Genomic DNA, 22,105 nt, shown 5'->3' with positions numbered 1-22,105 from the left:
TGTGATGGCTGCCGCATCGCCGACAATGGGCCGATGCGTTTTCATTCCAACGACCAGCCCCTTTGGTCTCTTGAACCCCTGACCGCGCAGCACCTGGATGGCCTGATGCAGGTCCAGCTGGCCTGCTATGGCGCAGACTTTATGGAGAGTGCCGCGCTGTATGCGGCGCGCTTGGCCAGCCCTGTGCAGTGCTCGCTGGTGGCCGTGCAGCAAGGCCAGGTGCTGGCCTATCTGGCGGCCTACCGCTCCGTGCTGGGCAAGGTGACCCCGCTGCATGGCGGCTTTGCTGGTGCAGCGCCTGCTGACACGCTGTACCTGCATGACATGGCCGTGGCTCCTGCGCGCGCTGGCGAGGGCCTGGCCTCTGCGCTACTGCAGGCGATGCTGCAACAGGCGCTGAGCGATGGGCTGCGTTACTCGGCGCTGGTGTCGGTGATGGGCTCGCAGCCGTACTGGCAGCGCAAAGGCTATGCAGCGCTGCTGCCCTGGTCGGCCCAGGAGCGTGAGGCCTTGCTGAGCTATGGCGAGGATGCGCAGTACATGGCGCAAGCTTTGGTTTGAGTCCAAACCCCGGGCGCAAAAAAGGCCAGCACGGGGCTGGCCTTGGCGTCTTGCTTTTAAAGCCGCTTACTGGTGGATATTGCCTTCAACGGCGTTGACGCGCACTTCCACCTCGGTATTGGCCGCGTTGAGGATCTTGACGTCATAGGTCAGCACACCCAGGTGGTCGTCCAGGTCCACTTCGATGGCCTTGCCGGGGGTGTGCTTCAAGGCGGTGGCGATGGCATCGTTGATGCCGATCTTGGCGGCAGCCAGGCGGTCGGTGTCCTTTTTCTCGGCGGCGCCATCGTCCTTGTTTTCCGTCACCTTGGCGGCGTCCAGCGCGCTGAACTTGAGCTTGATCTCACGGCCCTGGGCGTTGATGCCGCTGACTTCGTAGATGGGCTGCTTTTTCTTGGTATCGATCTCGGCCTTGAGCACCTTGAGGCCATGCTGGCTCTGCGCGCTCTGGACGGCCTGGGCCAGGTCGAAGCGGGCCGCTTGCACGGCAGCGATCTTGTCGGCGGTGCTGGCCAGGGCGCTGCCGCTCAGCGATGCCAGGGCGAGCGTCAAGGCCAGAGCGGTGGTGGAGAGGGTGCGTTGCATGGTCAATCCTTTCAAGCGGTAGCTAACAAACGATAGTCAGCATAAATAATATTAATAGAATTTTATTGGCGATAGCTTGCGCATTGTCAGTGTTTGCCCAAGCCCTTGGGGTAGGCGGTGGCCCTGCACCGACGTAGGCCAAGACTGGCGTATAGGACGCCGCGAACGGCAGGCCGCTAAAATGCGGCCTTTGTCGCTTTTTTCTTCCTCCACTCCCATGGTCAACAATCAGAATATGGCGAATGCGATCCGCGCACTCGCAATGGATGCCGTTCAACAAGCCAATTCCGGCCACCCCGGTGCGCCGATGGGCATGGCCGACATGGCAGTGGCCTTGTGGAGCAAGCACCTCAAGCACAACCCGCTCAATCCCCAGTGGATCAACCGCGACCGTTTCATCCTGTCGAACGGCCACGGCTCGATGCTGATTTACGCGCTGCTGCACCTGACCGGCTACGACCTGCCGATCAGCGAGCTGAAGAACTTCCGCCAGCTGCACAGCAAGACCCCGGGCCACCCCGAAGTGGACATCACCCCCGGTGTGGAGACGACCACCGGCCCGCTGGGCCAGGGCGTGACCAATGCCGTGGGCTTTGCGCTGGCAGAAAAGCTGCTGGCCGCTGAATTCAACCGCCCCGGCCACGATGTGGTGGACCACCACACCTATGTGTTCCTGGGCGATGGCTGCCTGATGGAAGGCATCAGCCACGAAGCCTGCGCACTGGCCGGCGCCTGGAAGCTGAACAAGCTGATCGCGCTGTACGACGACAACGGCATCTCGATCGACGGCAAGGTGCAGCCCTGGTTTGTGGACAACAGCGCCCAGCGTTTTGAAGCCTACGGCTGGAACGTGATCGGCCCGATCGACGGCCACGACCCCAAGGCCGTGAGCGACGCGATTGCCAAGGCCAAGAAGGTGGCTGACAAGCCCACCTTCATTATCTGCAAGACTTCCATCGGCAAGGGCAGTCCCAACCGCCAGGACACCAGCAAGGCCCACGGCGAGCCGCTGGGTGCCGAAGAAATCGGCCTGACCCGCGCCGCGCTGGGCTGGACCTCGGCCCCGTTCGAGATCCCTGCCGACGTCTACGAAGCCTGGGACCACAAGACCTTTGGCGCCAAGGCCGAATCCACCTGGGATGCGCAGTTTGCCGAATACGCCAAGGCCTTCCCCGAGCTGGCCGCAGAACTGAAGCGCCGCATGGCCGGCGACCTGCCCAAGCAGTTTGCCCAAGTGGCCGTGGAAGCCGTGGCCCAGGCCCACACCCAGGGCGAGACCGTGGCCAGCCGCAAGGCCAGCCAGCTGGCGCTGGAAGCCTTTACCGCTGCCATGCCTGAGCTGCTGGGCGGCTCGGCCGACCTGACCGGCTCCAACCTGACCAACACCAAGTCGACCCCCGCTTTCCGCGTGGACGACAGCGGCGCTGTGGTCAAGACCGAAGACGGCAAGATCGGCCGCCACATCAACTACGGTGTGCGCGAGTTCGGCATGGCCGCCATCATGAATGGCGTGGCGCTGCATGGCGGCTTCATCCCTTACGGTGGCACCTTCCTGACCTTCAGCGACTACAGCCGCAATGCCATCCGCATGGCTGCGCTGATGAAGCGCCGCGTGGTGCATGTGTTCACCCATGACTCCATCGGTCTGGGCGAAGACGGCCCCACCCACCAGTCGATCGAGCACGCTGCCAGCCTGCGCCTGATCCCCAACCTGGATGTGTGGCGCCCGGCCGATACGGCAGAGACCACCGTGGCCTGGAGCGTCGCACTGACCAACCGCAACAAGCCCACCGCGCTGCTGCTGTCGCGCCAGAACCTGCCTTATGCGCCCAAGAATGGCGACGCCATCGGCAACATCAGCCGTGGCGCCTATGTGCTGTCCGAGCCCTCGGACATTGGCCTGAACAAGAAGGCGCAAGCCGTGATCATCGCCACCGGCTCGGAAGTGCAGCTGGCCTTGAAGGCCCAGCGCCTGCTGGCCGAGCGCAAGATCGCCGTGCGCGTGGTCTCCATGCCCAGCACGACCACCTTCGACCGCGAAGACGTGGCCTACAAGCGCAGCGTGCTGCCCGCTGGCCTGCCACGCGTGGCCGTCGAGATGGGTGTGACCGACTTCTGGTGGAAGTACGGTTGCGCGGCCGTGGTGGGTATTGATTCCTACGGCGAGTCGGCCCCCGCCGGCGTGCTGTTCGAGCACTTTGGCTTTACCGCCGACAACGTGGCCAACACGGTGCAAGTGGCGCTGCAAAAGCGTTAATCGCTCAGCGCCTCACCCATAAATAACGCAGGGATGCGGGCCGCAAGGCCTGCAGCCTGCGTTTTTTTATGGCCGCTTGGGGTGATGGAGTAACTGGCGGGGCAGCGCTTAGCGGCCCAGGCCCTCGCCATCATGGCGGTGCGACTGGGTGGGCTCGGAGGCCACATCGAAGGCGATGAAAGCCAGCACCAGCTGCACGCCCAGGATGATGGGCAGCGCGCTGACCATGACGGTGCCCGCGGTGGTGGCCACATTGGAGACGATGGAGTGCATCCAGTGGACCAGACCGAACACGGTGCCCCAGGTGATGAGCAGCAGGCCCAGCGGCAGCTCCAGCGAGGCCACCGACATGCCGCGCAGGTAGTAGTTGTAGAAAATGCGCTTGCAGAAGTTGCGCAGATGTCCGGCCATGAACTCGGTCAGCACCTTGGAGATCTTGAGGTTGCTGACCTCGTCCTCGTAGCGCGAGTCGATGGGGATGTCCAGAACCACCGCGCGCACCGTGTTCAGGCGGAACAGCATGTCGGTCTCGAAAAAATAGCGCTGGCTGATCTTGTGCAGCGGCAGCTGCGCGGCCGTACTGGCGGCAATGGCGGTAAAGCCATTGGTGGGGTCAAAGCTGCTCCAGTAGCCGGTGGAGAACTTGGTCATGAACGACAGCACCGCATTGCCAAAGATGCGGATGCGTGGCATGCGGGCAATCTTTTCGAGGTTGAAAAACCGGTTGCCCTTGGTGTAATCGGCGCGGCCACTGGCAATGGGGGCCACAAAGCGGGGCACGAGGGTCGGGTCCATCTGCCCGTCGCCATCGATCTTGACGAGCACGCCATAGCCGTCTGCAATTGCTGCGCGGTAGCCCGCCATCACGGCGCCGCCCACGCCCAGGTTGACCTCGTTGAACAGCACCCGCACGCGCGCGTCGGGGCAGTGCTCCTGCACAAAGCGGCCGCTGCCGTCGGGGCAGCAGTCGTCGACGATGTAGATGCCATCGACCTCTGGGCCGATCTCGGCAATCACCGCCAGGATATGGCGCGTCACCTTGTAGCAGGGAATGACGACTGCCGTGCGCAGGCTGGAAGGCGAAGAGGGGAGCGACTGGCTCATGGCGTTTGTGAGGCGGCCCACCATCTGGGGCAGTGTTGCTGCAGGCTGTTGAAAGGATGCCGGGAGGGCGCCCGTGCTGGCAAGGATTGTTGCACAGCCTGGGGCCCGGGCCGGCAACGGCTGTTGCGCGCTGGCAGTCACGCCGGCGATAGCTGGCGCGGGGCTGGCAATGGCCCACTATTCCAGGGCCCAGCCAGTGTTCTCTACAATACGCGGCAAAATCAGACCGCCCCTCCTCGCACCTTCCCGGCCCGCTCTCTGTAGCGTGCCCCTGGCTGCGGTTTGGCAGGTCTGGCCCCTCCGGCAAGTGGCGCCAGCGGCAGCGAGCGTGGCCCAGGCCGGCGGGCATGCGGCATTTCATTACTTGGAGATCACTATGGCAATCAAGGTAGGCATCAACGGCTTTGGCCGTATCGGCCGCAATGTGCTGCGCTCTGCAGTGCAGAATTTTTCCGATATCGAGATCGTTGCGATCAACGACCTGCTCGAGCCTGACTACCTGGCCTACATGCTGCAGTACGACAGCGTGCACGGCCGCTTCCAGGGCACGATTGCCGTCGAAGGCAACACCCTGATCGTCAACGGCAAGAAGATCCGCCTGACGCAAGAGCGCGACCCTGCCAACCTGAAGTGGGACGAAGTCGGCGCCGATGTGGTGATCGAATCTACCGGCCTGTTCCTGACCAAGGAAACGGCACAAAAGCACATCGATGCGGGCGCCAAGAAGGTGATTCTGTCGGCCCCCTCGAAGGACGACACCCCCATGTTCGTGTTTGGCGTGAACTGCAAGACCTATGCCGGTCAAGCGATCATCTCCAACGCATCCTGCACCACCAACTGCCTGGCCCCTGTGGCCAAGGTGCTCAACGACAAGTGGGGCATCAAGCGCGGCCTGATGACCACCGTGCACGCAGCGACTGCCACGCAAAAGACCGTGGACGGCCCCTCGAACAAGGACTGGCGCGGCGGCCGTGGCATTCTGGAAAACATCATCCCATCGAGCACGGGCGCTGCCAAGGCCGTGGGCGTGGTGATTCCTGAGCTGAACAAGAAGCTGACCGGCATGTCTTTCCGCGTGCCTACGTCTGACGTCTCCGTGGTCGACCTGACCGTGGAGCTGAACAGCGAAGCGACCTACGAAGAGATCTGCGCCGAAATGAAGGCCCAGTCGCAAGGCGCCCTTAAGGGCGTGCTGGGTTACACCGAAGACAAGGTCGTGGCCACCGATTTCCGTGGCGAGACCTGCACCTCGGTGTTCGATGCCGAAGCCGGTATTGCCCTGGACAAGACCTTTGTGAAGGTCGTCTCCTGGTACGACAACGAGTGGGGCTACTCGAACAAGTGCCTGGAGATGGTGCGCGTCGTCACCGCCAAGTAAGCGCCTGGCGCGGTCTGTGCCCGGGCGATGGCCCGGGGCATGCGACACACACAACCAGCACCGGCAACGGCGCTGGTTTTTTTGTGCCCGTTTGCAACCGTGCTTGGGCAGAAAGGCCTATATTGCCTTATCAAATTGAGGAGATCTACCGATATGGCGCAGCAGGCACAAGCCCAGGCACAGAGCACGACCAGCAATTACCGCGTGGATCTGCAAGATCCACAGGGCCATCTGTGGCATGGCGATGAGCCCCAGGCCGTTGGTGGGGGCGATACGGCCCCCAGCCCCATGCAGCTGCTGCTGTCGGCCCTGGGTGCTTGCACGACGATTACGGTGCAGATGTATGCACAGCGCAAGGCCTGGCCACTGACGGGGGTGCGGGTGGAGCTGGCGCTCAACCCCGATGGCGGCGCCGCAGCGGGCAACGACATCGTGCGCCGCATTCAGCTCGAAGGCGATCTGAGCGACGAGCAGCGCAGCCGGCTTAAGCAGATTGCAGAAGCCTGCCCGGTGCATAAGTTGTTGGTGGGGGAGGTGCGGGTGGTCACAGCGCTGGCTTGAGGCTGGCCGGACACCCAATAAAGCGCGCAGGCCGTACAGAGCGGCGTGCAGGTGAAAGCGCTTTGCAGCGCTTGAAAACGTTCAGAGTGCCTCACACAACCTGGAGACGATGCACAAAGCGGTTAAGGAAATTAACAGCTCTGTAGCGAGGTTTCAAAGGCCGTGGTCGTCGCTCTTATTGCACAACGATATTGTTGTGGTCGATGTGGTAGTCAAAGTCGGGCTTGGCCAGCGACACGGTCACGGGTTGGCCCTCGATGGTCCAGGACAGCACAAAGCTGGCGATGGCCGTCGAGACATCGACTTCCATGGGGCTTGGGATGGTTTCGAGCTGACCGTCGCCGATGCGGTGCTGAACAATGCCTACCACGCGAGCCTTGAAGTTCTCGGGGTAGTTGTGGGAGTGTTGAGTCGTCATTGGTTGTCTCCTTTCAATGAGGGGGCACCGAATTCCAGCCTGGCATCATGCGTTGCCAAGCCGGAGTCATGGAAGCCGCCAGCACGACCTGGCAAATCTGAGAGTTGCACCGGCTGCCAGAGCGAATCCCTGGGAGCCTGTCGTCGCGCCAGCTGCTGCCGGGCGCTAACACGTTGGAATATGTGGCAGTGACGCCCTCTCTGGTCATCACTTCCGCACCACTTGTTTGTACCATACCTGCAAGGCAGTGATGTGTAGGTCTGTTTCGGCGGAATGTGCGCGCCTTCGCGCAAGCGCACCCGCCCCCGATGAAGGAGATGGAAAATGAGTATCGATAACAAGGCCTTGCGGCATTACCCCGGGCGCATTGCGGATGTGGGCGGTGTGCCGGTGCTGCGCGCGCTGCCCCAGCGCGGACGGCGCATGGTGGGCGCCTGGTGTTTTCTGGACCATGCGGGTCCTTCGCACTTTGAGAGCGGGCCTGGCATGCAGGTGGGCCCGCACCCCCACACCTGTTTGCAGACCTTCACCTGGATGATCGAGGGCGAGATCCTGCACCGCGACAGCCTGGGCAGCGAGCAGCCGATCCGCCCCGGCCAGGTCAACCTGATGACCGCAGGCAAGGGCATTGCGCATTCGGAAGAGAGCCTGGGCAAGCCGGACTTTCATGCGGTGCAGCTGTGGATAGCGCTGCCCAAGGACCAGCGCTTTATGCCGCCGCGCTTTCAGCACTACCCGCAGCTGCCCCGGCTGCAGGAACACGGCATCCAGATGACGGTGCTGGCGGGCGATTGGCTGGGCCAGCAGGCACCCACCGAGGTGCACAGCCCGCTGGTAGCCGTCGATATGGAAGCGGCGCAGGCCAGCAGTGCCAGCCTGGCGTTGCGGCCCGATTTTGAATACGCGGTGCTGTGCCTTTACGGCGATGTGCAGGTCAACGGCGAGCCGGCCCCCAGCAACGAACTGGTCTACCTGCCCGATGGCCAAACCAGCCTGGATCTGCAATGCGGCGCCGGCAGCCGCTGCATTCTGCTGGGCGGCACGCCCTATGAAGGCGGCGTGATGATCTGGTGGAACTTTGTCGGCCAGAGCCAGCAAGAGATCGAGGGCTTTTTGCGCGACTGGCAAAACGGTGAAGGCTTTGGGGCGCCGGTGGCCTCGCCGCTGCCGCCGCTGGTGCCACCGTCGCTCGAAGGCGTGCACCTGCGCAGTCCGGGCGAGGCGCCCGCCAAGGACTAAGAGTCGCTAACACAACCCTTGATACGTCGTTGCCGAGCCTTGTCGTACTACTGTACTGCCTGCGGCTCGGCGCCTAGTCGGGGACGCCTAGTCTCAACCGCAAACCTTCGGTTTGCTGGGTCGTTTTAGCGACTCTAAGCAGTGCTGGCTGTGCGGCGCTGCAGCGTAAAAGGCGGCAGGCTGGCCAGCAGCCGCTGGCCATAGCCGGTGCGCACCAGGCGTTTGTCGTAGCAGTAGACATGGGCCTGGTCTACCTCGGTGCGGATCGCGCGCCCGACCCACTGGGCCAGCCGGATGGCGGTGGCGGGCACCACAATCTCGCTGAAAGGGTCGCGGCCCGAGTTCTTCAGCCATTCGGCGCGGGCCTCGTCGACGGGGTCATCGGGCGGCGCAAAGGGCAGCTTGGTGATGAACAGCGATTCGCACAGCGCGCCGGGCAGGTCCAGCCCTTCGCCAAAGCTTTGCATGCCAAAGATGATGCTGGGCATGCCAGCGGCCACGCGCTCGCGGTGCTGGTGCAGCAGCTGGCTGCGTGGCAAGGTGTTTTGCACCAGCACATGCTGGCGCATCGCGGTGGGCAGTGCGTCAACGGCCAGGCGCATCTGCTCGCGCGAGGTGAACAGCACCAGGCCACCCGATTGCACCTGGGCCAGGTCTTCCAGCAGCGCATCGACCATCTCGTTGGCAAACTGCTGGGGCGTGCGCGGATCGGCCTGGGTCTCGGTGACGATCAGGCTGCCTTGTTCGGCATAGTTGAAGGGGCTGGCGACCTCCAACGTAGAGACGGCCGGGTCGTTGTTGAGGCCCGATTCGCGCAAGAAGAAATCGAACTGACCGCCGCTGGTGAGCGTGGCCGAGGTCAGCACCGCGCCGCGCACCTGGCTCCACAAGTGGTGGCGCAAGGTGGAGCCGGGGATCACCGGGCTGGCATAGGCCTTGATCGCGACAAAATCGCCCACGACATCCAGGGTGAACCATTTGGCAGCCGGCACGCTGCCCTGGGGCGCATCTTGCAGCAGCAGCTGGGTGGTGTCATGCACGGCCTCCAGGCGCGGGGCCAGGCTGCCCACCTGGGCATACAAGGTGGACAGGCGCTTGGCCTCGTCGGGCCGGTCGCGCATCTGTGAGCGCAGCGCCTTGGAGATGGCCTGCAGCACATCCAGAAAAGCGCTGGCATGGTGCGCGGCCTGGGCCAGCGGCTCGACCAGCGCGGGCGGCAGCTCGCCCCGGGGCAGGCGCACGCGGGCGGGGCCCCGGCCGCCCGACTGCAGCTGCTGGCGCATGCCCTCGCCGTATTCATCCATCAGCAGCCTTGCGCAATCCTGCAGATGCTGGCGCAACTGGCCCGAGTGGCGCGGGATATCGGCAATCTCGCTGACTTCGACCAAGGCGCCCACGCGCTGGGCGCGGCTGGCGAGCTTGTCGATCCAGGTGAGCTGGCTCAGGTTCATCTCGCAGGCGAACTGCGACAGCGCAGTGGCGGGCAGGTGGTGGGCCTCGTCCAGGATCAGCAGGCAGTTGTCCAGCTCGGGCAGCAGGCGTGCACCCAGGGTGGACAGCAGCAGATCATGGTTGGCCACCAGCACTTGGGCCTGGACCAGGTCCTTGCGTTTTTCGTAATAGCTGCAGCTGCCAAACACCGGGCAGTGCTTGCCGGTGCAGGAGCTGCCTTCGGCGGCGACCGGGCTCCAGACCTCGGGCTCGGGCGGCGTATCCAGGCTGTCGCGGTCGCCATCCCAGCCCCGGGTGGTCAGCGCATCGGCCATGCTGGTGTAGAACTGCAGGCGCGCGGCGTTTTCTTGCGGGCTGCGCTGCGACTGGCGTGCCTGCGCCGCTTCTTCGGGAAAGAAATCGTCGTCGATGGGCTCGCCGCCCTCCGCACCATCCCCCTGGACCACGCTGGCCAGGCGCTCAAGCTTGAGCTTGCAGACATAGCGGCCCCGGCCCTTGGCCAGCGCGTATTTGAAGGGCTGGTCCATCTGCTGGGCCAGCGCCGGTAAATCCTTGTTCACCAGCTGCTCCTGCAGCGCGACGGTCGCCGTCGAGATCAGCACCCGGGTGCCCCGCTGCAGTGCCATCGCAATCGCCGGCACTGCATAGGCGAGCGACTTGCCCACCCCCGTGCCCGCCTGGATCACCGCAATGGCGCGCTGTGGCTCCTCGTCCTCTTCGAGCTTGCCCAGCTGGGCAGCTGCAAAAGTCTCGGCCACTTTCTCCGCCATCAGCCGCTGGCCGGGGCGCGAGCGAAAGCCACCCTCGACATTGACCATGCGATCGAAGGCGGAAACAGCGCTGCGGGCCCATTCGGAACTAGACATAGGCGGGGAGTGTGGCATGGATTGGCCGCTATCGCGGGTACTGGGGTTTTATGCGGTAGTCGCCGAAACCCAGGCGGCTGTCAGGAGGAAGACGGACGTGCCTATCCGCTAAGCAAAGGGCTTGTAGTGACATTTGGCTGCAATCCCCGGCGTCCCTGCACAGTAGAATCATGCGGCTGTTCAAATAAGCGATTTGAGCAGGGTAAAAGAATTTTCTGTTTCAGGCAGTAAAGACGCCGCCATGGGACATGCGCCGCTTGCGCCTTATCCGGGCCTTCGGTATGTCCCTGTGAATCAAGGTTGGAATGGCCAATTATCAAATTACGACCACCGTTCTGGGTGTGCTTTTTGCTGCGGTGATTTTGTTTCTGATCCGCGGCGACCGGCTGTATTTGCGCCTGGGCCTGTTCTGGATGGCTGTTGCCCTGCTGGCCGTATTGCTGGGCGTGTGGCCGCGTCTGCTGGACCACTTTGCCGACGAGCTGGGGATTCGTTACTCCCCCACCTTGCTGCTGGTCTGTGCAGTCGGTGTGCTGTTTATCAAGGCCCTGCATGCGGATATGGTCAATACCCGTATTGAGCGGCAGGTACGGCGCCTGAACCAAAGCCTGGCGCTGCTGCAGCTCAAAAACCAGCAAGCGGCCAACGACAAGCGCTGAGGCGCTGCTGCAACTCCTATTTACCGAGATTGATTCGAATGCCAAAACTAACGCCTGTCATTCTGTGTGGTGGCAGTGGAACCCGCCTGTGGCCCTTGTCGCGCGAGCACTATCCCAAGCAGTTTTTGAGCCTGGGAGGCGATGGCCAGTCGATGCTGCAGAACACGGCGCTGCGCTTGAATGGCGTCCACCCCGGCATTACGCAAACCAGCCCTGTGCTGGTGTGCAATGCCGACCACCGCTTTTTGGCCGCACAGCAATTGCAGGAGCAAGGTATTGCTGATGCCAAGCTGGTGCTGGAGCCAGCAGGCAGAAACACCGCCCCCGCGCTGACCTTGGCCGCCTTGGCTGCGGACGCCGATGCGGTATTGCTGGCCATGCCGGCCGACCATGTGATGACGCGCCCCGAGCAATTGCACCGAGCCGTTGAAGCGGCTTGGCCGCTGGCCAGCGAAGGCGCGATGGTGACTTTTGGCATTGTGGCCAACCGCCCCGAGACGGGTTATGGCTATATCCAAAAGGGCGCTGCAGACAGCAATGGTGCTTTTGGCATCGAGAGCTTTGCCGAGAAGCCAACCCTGGAACTGGCCGAGCAGTACCTGCGCAGCGGCCAGTACCTGTGGAACAGCGGTCTGTTCATGGTGCGTGCCGACCAGTGGCTCAAGGCCATGGCCGCCCTGCAGCCCACGATGCTACAGGCCTGCGAGCAGGCCATGGCGCAGAGCAGCCGAGATATGGACTTTATCCGCCCCCATGCCGAACTGTTTGGCGCCTGCCCAGCCGATTCCATCGACTATGCGGTGATGGAAAAGTTGCCGGTTCGCCCTGAGCTCGGCGTGCCTGCCCGCGTAGTGCCGCTCGATGCTGGCTGGTCGGATCTGGGGGCCTGGGATGCCCTGTGGGATGTATTGCCGCGTGATGCACAAGGCAATGCCGGCAGTGGCGAGACCCTGGCCATCGACACCAACAACAGCCTGCTGTTCTCCGAAAGCCGCCTGATCGCTGCCGTGGGCCTGGACAACGTGGTGGTGGTGGAGACCGCCGATGCCGTGCTGGTGGCCGACAAATCGCGCACCCAGGATGTGAAGAAGGTGGTGGCGCAGCTCAAGGCCCAGAACCGCAGCATGGCCTCGGCCCACCGCAAGGTGCACCGCCCCTGGGGTTGGTACGACAGCATCGACAGCGGCAGCCGTTTCCAGGTCAAGCGTATTGTCGTCAATCCGGGCGGACAACTGAGTTTGCAGATGCACCACCACCGTGCCGAGCACTGGATTGTAGTTACGGGTACGGCCGAAGTGACCAATGGTGAGCGCACGTTCTTGCTGGGCGAAAACGAATCTACCTATATCCCGCTGGGCCATGTCCACCGCCTGGCCAACCCCGGCAAGGTGCCGCTCGAGATCATCGAGGTGCAGTCGGGCAGCTATCTGGGTGAGGACGATATTGTTCGGTTTGAGGATACCTATGGGCGAACCAAATAAATGGTGAGAACTCTTCGGTAATGAAGATATTTACACTGTCCTTTTATTAATATAATATTTTAATTGAGAGTTTTATGAGTAAGAAAATTGCGTTGATCACTGGTATCACTGGGCAAGATGGAGCTTATTTGGCTGAATTCCTACTGGCCAAGGGCTATGAGGTGCATGGAATCCGACGCCGAGCTTCATTGTTTAATACTGATCGTATTGATCATCTGTACCATGATCCGCATAAAAAAGGCTACGACCTGACACTGCATTATGGGGACTTGACTGATTCATCTAGCCTCATTCGCATCATTCAACAGGTCAAGCCAGATGAAATTTATAATCTGGCAGCACAGAGCCATGTGGCCGTATCTTTCGAAGAACCTGAATATACCGCTAATTCTGATGCGCTGGGTACATTGCGTATCCTAGAGGCCATTCGAATTGCCGGACTGGAGAAGACTGCGCGCTTTTATCAGGCATCTACTTCGGAACTCTATGGGCTTGTGCAAGAGATTCCACAGAAAGAAACAACTCCATTTTATCCTCGCTCGCCTTATGCGGTAGCGAAAATGTATGCATATTGGATCACGGTCAATTATCGTGAAGCCTATGGCATTTACGCGTGTAATGGGATTTTGTTCAACCATGAATCTCCGATTCGCGGAGAGACATTCGTCACGCGAAAGATTACCCGTGCACTAGCTCGCATCAAGCTCAACCTGCAAGATTGTCTTTACCTGGGAAACATGAACGCTCTGCGCGATTGGGGCCATGCACGTGACTATGTCGAGATGCAATGGTTGATGCTTCAGCAAGATAAGCCTGAAGACTTTGTCATTGCGACCGGCGAGCAGCACTCTGTGCGAGAGTTTGTCGAGCTGGCAGCGAAAGAGATTGGTATTGAGATCCGCTGGGAAGGCAATGACATTGAGGAGAAGGGCTACGACGTTGCAACTGGAAAGTGCATTGTTGCTGTTGATCCGCGCTATTTCCGCCCTGCTGAGGTCGAAACGCTCCTCGGTGATCCATCCAAAGCAAAAAACAAACTGGGTTGGACGCCACGGACAAGCTTTGCCGAGTTGGTTGCAGAAATGATGCGTGAAGACCTTAAAGAAGCACAGCGTGACGAGCTTGTAAAGCAGCATGGCTTTAAATATTTCAATCACCACGAGTAAAGAGTCAACATGATCCCCGTTTATCAGCCTTATTTCTCAGGTCGTGAGAAAGAGTATGTTAACCAGTGTCTTGATTCGACGTGGATCTCATCCAAGGGTGAATTCATCAACAGATTCGAGCGTGGTTTTGCAGATTTCATCGGTGCAGAGCATGCAACGACTGTCAGTAATGGAACCGTTGCTATTCACTTGGCGTTAGAGGCTTTGGGTATTGGTCCTGGTGACGAGGTCATTGTCCCTACGTTGACGTACATTGCGTCAGTTAATACCATTTTGCAAACAGGTGCTACGCCTGTGTTTGTCGATTCGCTGGAGAGCACCTGGCAAATTGACCCGGAAGATGTCAAGCGCAAAATTTCTCCTAAGACCAAAGCTGTGATGGCCGTGCATCTTTACGGCCTTCCTTGCGATATGGATCCTTTGGTAGCTATTTGCAAAGAACATCAGATATTTTTGGTCGAAGATTGTGCAGAAGCATTTGGTAGTAGCTATAAGGGTCAGCACGCCGGCACTTTTGGGGACATTGCCACTTTTAGCTTTTTTGGTAATAAAACCATTACTACTGGAGAAGGTGGTATGGTGGTTGCCAAAAATAAAGACATCTTGGAAAAAGCTTACCACTTGAAAAACCAAGGCGTCTCTCCGACTAGAGAGTATTGGCATGATCGCGTCGCCTATAACTACCGCATGACCAATATTTGTGCAGCCATCGGCTTGGCACAGCTAGAAAATGCGCCAGAGATCCTGGAGAAAAAACGCTGTATTGCGGAATGGTACAGACAGGATCTGGAAGGGTTGCCACTTAAGACGCATGATGAGCAGCCGGATACCGTTCATTCATTTTGGATGTGCTCGATTGCTGTCGATGATGCAGGAAATCGATCGGATTTGCGCAGCAAGCTAAAAAATGAGGGAATCGAGACACGGCCCTTATTCTTTCCTGCGCATACCATGCCACATTGTGCTGCTGACGGTCATTACCCCATCGCTGAATCCATCGGCGCACGAGGAATCAACTTGCCTAGTTATCCTGGCCTCAAGCGCGAGGATGTGGGTTTGGTCACTAAGTCAATTCGAAGTTTTTTTGATTGAGTATTGTAATTTCTAAGATTGACAGGGGAAGGCGAGCGTGATCAACTATTTGACCGGCGTTTGGAAAGCACGTTATTTTTGGACGCATTTATCGTTGTCAGATCTACGCTCAAGATGGCGCAGATCATTCTTCGGGATATTGTGGTCGATTCTGCAACCCTTAGGTATGACGGCATTGATAGCACTGGTATTCAGCAAGATGTTCAATTCGAATATCTATGCTTATGCACCATATATCCTTTCCGGAATTATCGTGTGGGAATGCATCATGGCCTGCGTGGTTGGGGGATCATTGTCATTTGTTCAGGCAGATGCGTATATCAAGCAGTATCGTCATCCCCTGGCGATCTATACATTAAGAACGGTACTGACCAGTTTGATTGTACTGGCCCTTGCTAGTACCTCTCTGTATGGATGGTCTGCAATTGTTCTTTCGAAAAATTTCGGATGGTCATGGTTGGCAACGCTGACTATTTTTCCAATCTTGGCTTGCATATTGTGGCCAGCTTCAACGTTGTTAGCTTACTCAGGTGCCCGGTTTCGAGATATTCCGCATGCTGCTGGTTTGGTAATGCAGGCTTTGTGGTTTGTATCCCCTGTGTATTTTGAAGAGAAAATATTTAGGCAAGGTGGCCTTAGCTTCTTGGTTGATTACAATCCCATATACCATTTGCTGCAAATTTTCCGCGCCCCTTTGCTGACAGGCCAATGGCCCACAGTAGAAAATTATGCTTTTTCATTGGGCACCGCTTTCGTATTTTTATGTGCTGCCTGGATTGTGGGCAGGCGTGCTGAAAAGCAAGTGATTTTTTACATATGACAAACCCCGGCATTAAGCTGGATGCGGTGAATCTTCACTATGCATCCTCCGCTTTTAAAGATCATTCCCTTCAGGCTACCATTACACGTCTGGTAAAAACCCGTACCTTTAAATCTAAGGTCGCGGATGTGCATGCACTGCGGAATCTCTCTTTGTCCATCAAACAAGGGGAACGCGTAGGCTTGCTCGGCCATAACGGTGCGGGAAAGAGTACCTTGCTAAAAACTATTGCAGGACTTTATCCAATTTCTAGCGGCAACTTGAATGTGACTGGAGAGATTAGATCCTTGTTTGATCTGAGCCTTGGCTTTGAACCGGATGCCACAGGAAGAGAAAACATACTCTATCGAGGCCTATTGTTAGGTATGTCTCCCAAGTTCATGCGTTCCAAAGAAGAGGAAATCGTGGAATTTGCTGGATTGGGTGAGTTCATTGATTACCCAATCAAAACCTATTCAGCGGGTATGCAAGTGCGCTTGGCTTTCGCTGTCTCTACTGCGATCGGTGGGGATATATTGTTGCTGGATGAAGTGATCGGTGCCGGAGATGCTAATTTCATGGCCAAGGCGAAAAACCGTATTTCACAGCTGATTGCGCAAGCTGAGATATTGGTGCTGGCATCACATGATGTGAGTGCCTTGAAAAATCTCTGTGACAGAGGAATTGTGTTGCAGCGCGGTTCATTGATGTTTGATGGCGCTATTAATGACGCTATTGATTTTCATTTAGCACATCAGTGATTGGGGCCTGTCATGACTTTACGTGTTATGTGGATGCTCAATCACACTTTGGCAAGGGAATTCGAAATTCCCATGCTTAAGCGGTATGGTGTGTCACAGTTCTATCTTCCTAAAATAGTGCCGAATGAAATATCTTTTCAAAGCAACAGTGTTAGTTACGAAGAAGATATTGGCCTTGAAATACCGCCAGCTGAGCTTGAGGTTCTAAATAGTTGTGACTGGTATTCTGGAGCAACACCAGAAGCCTGGGCTATAGCAAATCGATATTTTAACGTCGTATTCTGCATTTTCCATGATGGTGTGCTTTTAAAGGAGATTGCTAAGTACTTCAAAGGCTTGGTTGTCTGCAGAGCCTATGGTCTGAAAAATTCACACACATATAGCGAGATAATTTGTAAATATAAGCTTGAGCCTCATATTCGAAAAATATACTCTCGCTTTTATTTTTCAGAATCCTTCCCGCGTTTGATAGATATAGAAGAGCGCTATCTGTCTAATCGGCGATTAAATATGCCGTTGGGGGTGATGACTCAAGCTGCTGATAAATGGCAAGGTAGCGAAGAGAGAATATACTTCATATGCCCTCAAATTGAAACTAGTGATTATTATAAAAACGTCTTTGAGAATTTTAAAGAGGGCTTCTCGGATTTCGATTTTGTTGTTGGAGGTGAGCAGCTAATACCTGTTAATGATTCACGTGTGTTAGTTGAGGTAACTGAGAAAGATAGACATTTCCATATTAATCAAAACCGGGTGATGTTTTATCATTCTCAGGAGCCTAATCATATTCATCATCATCCTTTTGAAGCTGTTTTGGCCGGTATGCCTTTGGTCTTCATGGCTGGGGGAATGCTTGATCGGCTGGGTGGAAGAGATTTGCCAGGTCGAGCAACATCGTTGAAGGAGGCTCGTCGAATTATTCGACGTCTGATGAAGGGTGATAAGGGTCTTGCAGAAACAATTCGCAACTCTCAGCAAGTTCTACTCAAAAGCGTTGATGCAGAGTTATTGAGTTCAACTTGGAAAGCCGGAGTTCAGCAGTTGGAGGGTGACCTTCAGATATTGTCACAGATAGAAAGTAAACGTCCTTCTCGGCCAAAGCGTATTGCCGTGATCCTCCCCGAGGCATATCGGGGTGGTACTTTGCGTGGAGCGTTGATGCTAGCGCAAGCAATCCATATAGGTAGTCGGCAATGTGGCGAAGCGGTAGAAGTTGTATTTGCCTATAGAGAAGACTCTAATCTATACGGAGAAGATGATTTTGTTGATCTAGGGAAGGATATTGCGCTGAGGCCCTTCCGCTGGCATCAACTTTCAAGTAAGGAGGCTTGCCGTGCGATGCATTTTGCAGGACATGAAGGCTGGTTTAGTGCTTCTTCTCACGTAGTACCTGATGATGGAATGCGTCAGTTCATGGACTGCGATCTTTGGTTAGTTGTCAGTGACCGAGTTGGAGCACCGCTACTGCCCCTGCGCCCCGTTGTAGCGATGATTTACGATTACTTGCAGCGCTACGAAGATGTGATCGCTCGGTCAGCAGACCTCCAATTTATCCAAACTGCTCGCTCAGCCGATAGAGTCTTAGTAACTACACAGTTTACGAAGAATGATGCTTTGCAATATGCAGGGGTTGATCCTCGACGTTTGGCGCAACTACCCATGCTGATCCCTCAATTTTCAAAATGGCAGGTTAGCATGAATGAGGTCGTTGAGCCTTATTTCATCTGGACAACAAATGCAGCGCCCCATAAAAATCACATCGAGGTAATGAGGGCGCTAAGAATTTATTATGAAGAATATGGAGGAGTGCTGCTTTGTAAGGTGACCGGCGTCGGTTCGGATGCCATTCCGGAGGGGAAACTCCCGCACCTAAAGCCAATAATACCATTGCTCCGGCAATCTCCTCTGCTGAGTTCACGGGTTCGTTGGCTTGGCGACCTGCCAGATCACGAATACCGTGCTCAATTGAAATCGGCTGCATTTCTTATGCATCCAGCGCGCATTGATAACGGGACGATCAGTGTCATTGAGGCTGCCCAGTTGGGTGTTCCTTCATTGTCAACAGACTATCCCGCAATGCGTGAGATGAATCAATGGTATTCACTGAATCTTCAGTTCATGGATGGAAGCTCTGCGCGGAATATGGCTGGAATGCTCATGCAGATGGAAAAGAATTGTGAGTCACTGCGATCATCGCTGCCAAAGGCAGAGGTATTTGAATCCAATGACATATCTGTTCATGCGCAGCGGTACTGGCAAGAGGTCAGAAAATGTCTGTGAAAGAATACGGTATCTATATTGCATATCCACCTATGGTGGATCTCAAAAAGGAAGGGCTAGGTCGATACCTGGCCATGTTCCTCAAAGGTGCTGGGGAGAGGGAAGACCTGAGCTTTACCATTGTGTGTCCCAGTTGGAGTAGAGAGGCGCTGGCAGAGTTATTTGAGAGTGAAAGAATTTCTGCAGATCTCTTTACTATTTGTACCCCTCAAGGCGAACCATACGCACTCAAATTTTTCGAAAGACTGCATAGGCGTAAGAAAAATAGACGAGGCAGATGGCTCCTTAATTTTGTTCAAAAGGCCCGAGCTTTGAGTTTGGGCTTTTGGGGTAATATCGCTTCTCAAGCGGTACAGGTGCACTCTTTATCTGCTTTATTGATTTTTCTCGCCTCGACGGGTCTTAAGGGACTGATTGCTATAATTCTTGGTCTATTTATAGTGCCTGTGGTCACAGTTGCTGCTGTAGTCACGTATTTTCTTAAAAAGATATCTCGGTCTAAAATATACCATCGCATTATTTCTGTTCTTGTACCCACTTCTGCAAATGGGCTTGCAATGCATCTTTTTGATGAGATGCATCGGGCTGAACTGGATCGAATGCAAAATATAATTGGGCAGTTGAGTGATGTACGTGCATGGTATTGCCCTGTTGCATTTTGGCCTTCCTTTCATGATATCGACAAACCGCGTCTGATTTGTATTCCTGATGTATGGCCAACGGATTTTCCTGTCGGCTTTTCAAGCCATGGTGACCGATTGAAGCTCATTGTTGAACGTGTAAATGAATCAATTTATCGCGCGGATCACTTGGTTACCTATAGTAATGAAATTAAGTGGAGTACTCTCGTTGATCACTATGGGATCAATCCTAACAAGGTTTCCGTTATTCATCATGCCCCCAACCGCATGGATGGGTTCAACTCGACGCGTCCCCCTAATCCAGGACTTTCGCTGAAATATTGTCAGAACCTACTTTTATCAGCAATCCGCCGCAGCGTAAATCAGAAGTACACTGGCAGCTTTAAAAATTCCCAAGTGGATTATATTTTCTATGCGAGCCAATTTAGACCTAATAAGAATGTCCTGACGTTGCTTCGAGCTTATGTGCATTTACTCAGGGAAAAGCATATTTCTCATAAATTGTTTTTGACAGGTAATGGGGAGGCCGCTGACGTCAAAGAATTTGTGACCCGCCATCGCCTGCAAAACGACGTGCTGTTTTTGCATGGACTATCCACCAGCGAATTGGCTGCATGCTATCAATTGGCGGATTTGGCGGTGAATCCGTCTTTTGCCGAAGGTGGTTGCCCATTTACCTTTACGGAGGCATTGTCTGTAGGCACTCCGGTGGTGATGGCACGTATACCCGTGACAGAAGAGGTATTGACTGACCCGGATTTGCAGCAAGTGACCCTGTTTGATCCCTACAGCTGGCAGGACTGTGCAAACCGCATTGAATGGGGACTCCACCATCGAGATGAACTCCTGGAGGTGCAGAACAAGGCCTTTGAGCAGCTTTCCCGCCGGACTTGGACAGATGTCGTCAATGAGCACGTCGCTATTTTGGACCGCATTTCTCAACCATGAGTGACCGAAAACTTCTTGTATATGGATTTGGGGGGCATGCGCGCAGTGTGGCGGATGTAGCGCTGTGCTGTGGCTATACCCACCTGGCGTTTGTTGACGCGCAAGCCCGTCCCCATGAAACATTCATTGGGCACCCGGTGGTGTCTGCATTTGGGGATCTACAAGGAGATTGGTCAGAGGCCATCGCCGCGTCGGGAGATGGATCCAAACGCCAAATGCAGCTCGATGAGTTGACGCAGTTGGGCTTTCAAGTGATCTCGTTGTTATCACCTCGGAGCACCATTGCGTTCAATGCAAAAGTTGCGATAGGTAGCTTTGTTGGACACCACGCCCATATTGGGCCTGGCGCCTGTGTGGGACGAGGTGCAATCGTCAATACGGCTGCTGTGGTGGAGCACGATACCTACGTAGGCGACTTTGCACATGTGTCGGTCAATGCGACGCTCGCTGGCAGCTCTAGGATTGGAAATTTTTCGATGCTAGGTGCTGGAGCCACAGTCATTGATCGGATCACTATTGGCGACCATACGACGGTGGGCGCTGGATCCGTTGTTATCAGAAGCATTGCCAGTCCCGGTGTCTATGCCGGTGCACCCTGTAAGCCCATCCGAAAGCAGTGATGAAGCTGGATCTGGTTTTTGGTGCTGACAATCTTCACTACCCGCTCACTGGTATTGGCCGTTATGCCTACGAGTTAGCATCGCGGTTGGAAAGCGATGAGCGCATTAGTCGCGTGAGGTATTTTTCGTTGGGGCGCTGGATCGCAGATCCTCTTACGCAGTGCATGAAGTCACAGGGGTCTGCCCGGCGTCAGGCATGGGACTTGCGTGCACGTTTGGCCAACAATCGCTTGGCTGCATCGGCTTACACCGCGCTAGCACCCATGTACTTTCAATGGGCACTGCGAAAGCTGGACAGCAAAACAATTTTCCATGCGCCCAACTTTTTCGTTTTGCCTAGTCAAGCGATCAAGGTCGTTACCGTTCATGATCTTTCGCACGAACAGTCTCCAGAATTTCACCCTGCTGCTCGCGCGCTGTTGATGTCCACCATGCTGCCCGAGTCTCTCCGTCGGGCAGACCACGTCATCACGGTATCGGAAGCTGTTCGCAAAGAGTTGATCAGCCGCCACCAGGTGCCAGCAGATCGCGTCACAGCAGTGCACTTGGCAGCAAGCGACGTGTATCGGCCGCATACCCATGAAATGCTAGCACCGGCGATGACAGAGCTCGGCTTGCAGTGTGGGGCCTACAGCCTATTCGTAGGTACGGTGGAGCCGCGCAAGAACCTGGATCGATTGGTGCAAGCCTATGCGTTGCTGCCAGAAGAAATGCGGCGCGCATGTCCGTTGGTGGTAGCCGGAGGCCAAGGCTGGAACTCCGAGTCCGTTCACGCTCGAATGGCTAAAGCGCAAGAGCAAGGATGGCTTCGATATATGTCTTTTGTTGATCAGCGCCTGCTACCTGCCCTTTATGCGGGAGCGCGTTTGATGGCCTATCCATCGCTCTACGAAGGCTTTGGCCTGCCCATCGTTGAGGCGATGGCCAGTGGCACACCTGTGCTCACCTCCAACACATCCTGTATGCCCGAAGTAGCTGGTGGTGCCGCTTATTTGGTCAACCCGCGCGATGTAGATGACATCCGCCACGGTCTGGAGCACTGTCTGAGCGACGAGGCATGGCAGGCCGATGCGCGGGCCAAAGGGCTCGCACGAGCGGTACAGCTGTCATGGGACCGCTGTGCCAGTGAAACCATCGCGGTATATCAGAAACTGGTGTGAGGGCGCCCACCTAAGTGCCCTTCGGTGGGCTTGAAGCCGACGGAATCTGCAGCGCTTGCAACAGCGGGGCAAAGGCA

General features: G+C 56.5%; 19 protein-coding genes. 15 read left to right on the top strand and 4 right to left on the bottom strand.

The window, feature by feature from the left end:
- The first annotated feature begins 33 nt into the window (after positions 1–33).
- Positions 34–561 (top strand): GNAT family N-acetyltransferase, encoded by a 528-nt coding sequence (locus WH367_RS09690; RefSeq protein ID WP_339535788.1) that lies wholly within the window; start codon positions 34–36, stop codon positions 559–561.
- A gap of 66 nt (positions 562–627) precedes the next feature.
- Here WH367_RS09690 and WH367_RS09685 read toward each other — a convergent pair whose 3' ends face one another.
- Positions 628–1,146 carry a PepSY domain-containing protein gene (locus WH367_RS09685; protein WP_148293103.1) on the bottom strand — a complete coding sequence of 173 codons (519 nt, stop codon included), beginning with the start codon at positions 1,144–1,146 and terminating at the stop codon, positions 628–630.
- A gap of 217 nt (positions 1,147–1,363) precedes the next feature.
- Between WH367_RS09685 and tkt the strand changes: the two genes are divergently transcribed.
- Positions 1,364–3,403: a transketolase gene (tkt, locus tag WH367_RS09680; protein ID WP_339535786.1), complete on the top strand. Its 2,040-nt coding sequence runs from the start codon at positions 1,364–1,366 to the stop codon at positions 3,401–3,403.
- Between the two features lie 108 nt (positions 3,404–3,511).
- Here tkt and WH367_RS09675 read toward each other — a convergent pair whose 3' ends face one another.
- Positions 3,512–4,507: a glycosyltransferase family 2 protein gene (locus WH367_RS09675; protein WP_339535785.1), complete on the bottom strand. Its 996-nt coding sequence runs from the start codon at positions 4,505–4,507 to the stop codon at positions 3,512–3,514.
- Positions 4,508–4,883: 376 nt separating this feature from the next.
- Here WH367_RS09675 and gap point away from each other — a divergent pair, with 376 nt between their 5' ends.
- Both gap and WH367_RS09665 read left to right on the top strand, forming a co-directional pair.
- Positions 4,884–5,885, top strand: a complete 1,002-nt coding sequence (gene gap / locus WH367_RS09670) for a type I glyceraldehyde-3-phosphate dehydrogenase (RefSeq protein WP_021026203.1) — start codon at positions 4,884–4,886, stop codon at positions 5,883–5,885.
- A gap of 153 nt (positions 5,886–6,038) precedes the next feature.
- Positions 6,039–6,446 (top strand): OsmC family protein, encoded by a 408-nt coding sequence (locus tag WH367_RS09665; RefSeq protein WP_339535784.1) that lies wholly within the window; start codon positions 6,039–6,041, stop codon positions 6,444–6,446.
- A gap of 175 nt (positions 6,447–6,621) precedes the next feature.
- On the opposite strand, the gene WH367_RS09660 is transcribed toward WH367_RS09665, so the two are convergent.
- The gene (locus tag WH367_RS09660; RefSeq protein ID WP_021026201.1) at positions 6,622–6,864 is read right to left on the bottom strand and encodes a hypothetical protein; all 243 of its coding nucleotides are present in this window, start codon (positions 6,862–6,864) and stop codon (positions 6,622–6,624) included.
- Between the two features lie 324 nt (positions 6,865–7,188).
- Between WH367_RS09660 and WH367_RS09655 the strand changes: the two genes are divergently transcribed.
- On the top strand, positions 7,189–8,103 hold the full coding sequence (locus tag WH367_RS09655; RefSeq protein ID WP_339535782.1) for a pirin family protein: 915 nt from the start codon (positions 7,189–7,191) through the stop codon (positions 8,101–8,103).
- A gap of 134 nt (positions 8,104–8,237) precedes the next feature.
- Here WH367_RS09655 and dinG read toward each other — a convergent pair whose 3' ends face one another.
- Complete coding sequence (dinG, locus tag WH367_RS09650; RefSeq protein ID WP_339517038.1) at positions 8,238–10,421, bottom strand: ATP-dependent DNA helicase DinG; 2,184 nt, start codon at positions 10,419–10,421, stop codon at positions 8,238–8,240.
- 305 nt (positions 10,422–10,726) lie between these two features.
- Between dinG and WH367_RS09645 the strand changes: the two genes are divergently transcribed.
- The 10 genes from WH367_RS09645 (at position 10,727) to WH367_RS09600 (ending at position 22,028) form a co-directional block, all read left to right on the top strand.
- Positions 10,727–11,080 (top strand): DUF2304 domain-containing protein, encoded by a 354-nt coding sequence (locus WH367_RS09645; RefSeq protein ID WP_021026198.1) that lies wholly within the window; start codon positions 10,727–10,729, stop codon positions 11,078–11,080.
- 38 nt (positions 11,081–11,118) lie between these two features.
- The gene (locus WH367_RS09640; RefSeq protein WP_339535780.1) at positions 11,119–12,561 is read left to right on the top strand and encodes a mannose-1-phosphate guanylyltransferase/mannose-6-phosphate isomerase; all 1,443 of its coding nucleotides are present in this window, start codon (positions 11,119–11,121) and stop codon (positions 12,559–12,561) included.
- Between the two features lie 74 nt (positions 12,562–12,635).
- A complete protein-coding gene (gene gmd, locus WH367_RS09635; protein WP_116925426.1) occupies positions 12,636–13,727 on the top strand; it encodes a GDP-mannose 4,6-dehydratase in 1,092 nt (363 codons plus the stop codon).
- 9 nt (positions 13,728–13,736) lie between these two features.
- On the top strand, positions 13,737–14,819 hold the full coding sequence (locus WH367_RS09630; protein WP_339535776.1) for a DegT/DnrJ/EryC1/StrS family aminotransferase: 1,083 nt from the start codon (positions 13,737–13,739) through the stop codon (positions 14,817–14,819).
- A gap of 37 nt (positions 14,820–14,856) precedes the next feature.
- Positions 14,857–15,639: an ABC transporter permease gene (locus WH367_RS09625; protein ID WP_116925428.1), complete on the top strand. Its 783-nt coding sequence runs from the start codon at positions 14,857–14,859 to the stop codon at positions 15,637–15,639.
- On the top strand, positions 15,636–16,379 hold the full coding sequence (locus tag WH367_RS09620; RefSeq protein ID WP_339535773.1) for an ABC transporter ATP-binding protein: 744 nt from the start codon (positions 15,636–15,638) through the stop codon (positions 16,377–16,379). The genes WH367_RS09625 and WH367_RS09620 overlap by 4 nt, the downstream gene beginning before the upstream one ends.
- A 12-nt stretch (positions 16,380–16,391) precedes the next feature.
- Positions 16,392–18,659 (top strand): glycosyltransferase, encoded by a 2,268-nt coding sequence (locus tag WH367_RS09615; RefSeq protein ID WP_339535772.1) that lies wholly within the window; start codon positions 16,392–16,394, stop codon positions 18,657–18,659.
- Complete coding sequence (locus tag WH367_RS09610; protein ID WP_339535770.1) at positions 18,650–20,248, top strand: glycosyltransferase; 1,599 nt, start codon at positions 18,650–18,652, stop codon at positions 20,246–20,248. The genes WH367_RS09615 and WH367_RS09610 overlap by 10 nt, the downstream gene beginning before the upstream one ends.
- Positions 20,245–20,868 (top strand): NeuD/PglB/VioB family sugar acetyltransferase, encoded by a 624-nt coding sequence (locus tag WH367_RS09605; protein WP_339535769.1) that lies wholly within the window; start codon positions 20,245–20,247, stop codon positions 20,866–20,868. The genes WH367_RS09610 and WH367_RS09605 overlap by 4 nt, the downstream gene beginning before the upstream one ends.
- Positions 20,868–22,028, top strand: coding sequence for a glycosyltransferase family 4 protein (locus tag WH367_RS09600; protein ID WP_339535767.1), 1,161 nt, complete (start codon positions 20,868–20,870; stop codon positions 22,026–22,028). The genes WH367_RS09605 and WH367_RS09600 overlap by 1 nt, the downstream gene beginning before the upstream one ends.
- The last annotated feature ends 77 nt before the right edge of the window (positions 22,029–22,105 follow it).

Source organism: Comamonas sp. MYb21 (assembly GCF_037479395.1).
GTDB lineage: Bacteria > Pseudomonadota > Gammaproteobacteria > Burkholderiales > Burkholderiaceae_C > Comamonas.
The sequence above is the reverse complement of the archived record's forward strand: the minus strand, read 5'-3'. Positions and strand labels throughout refer to the sequence as shown.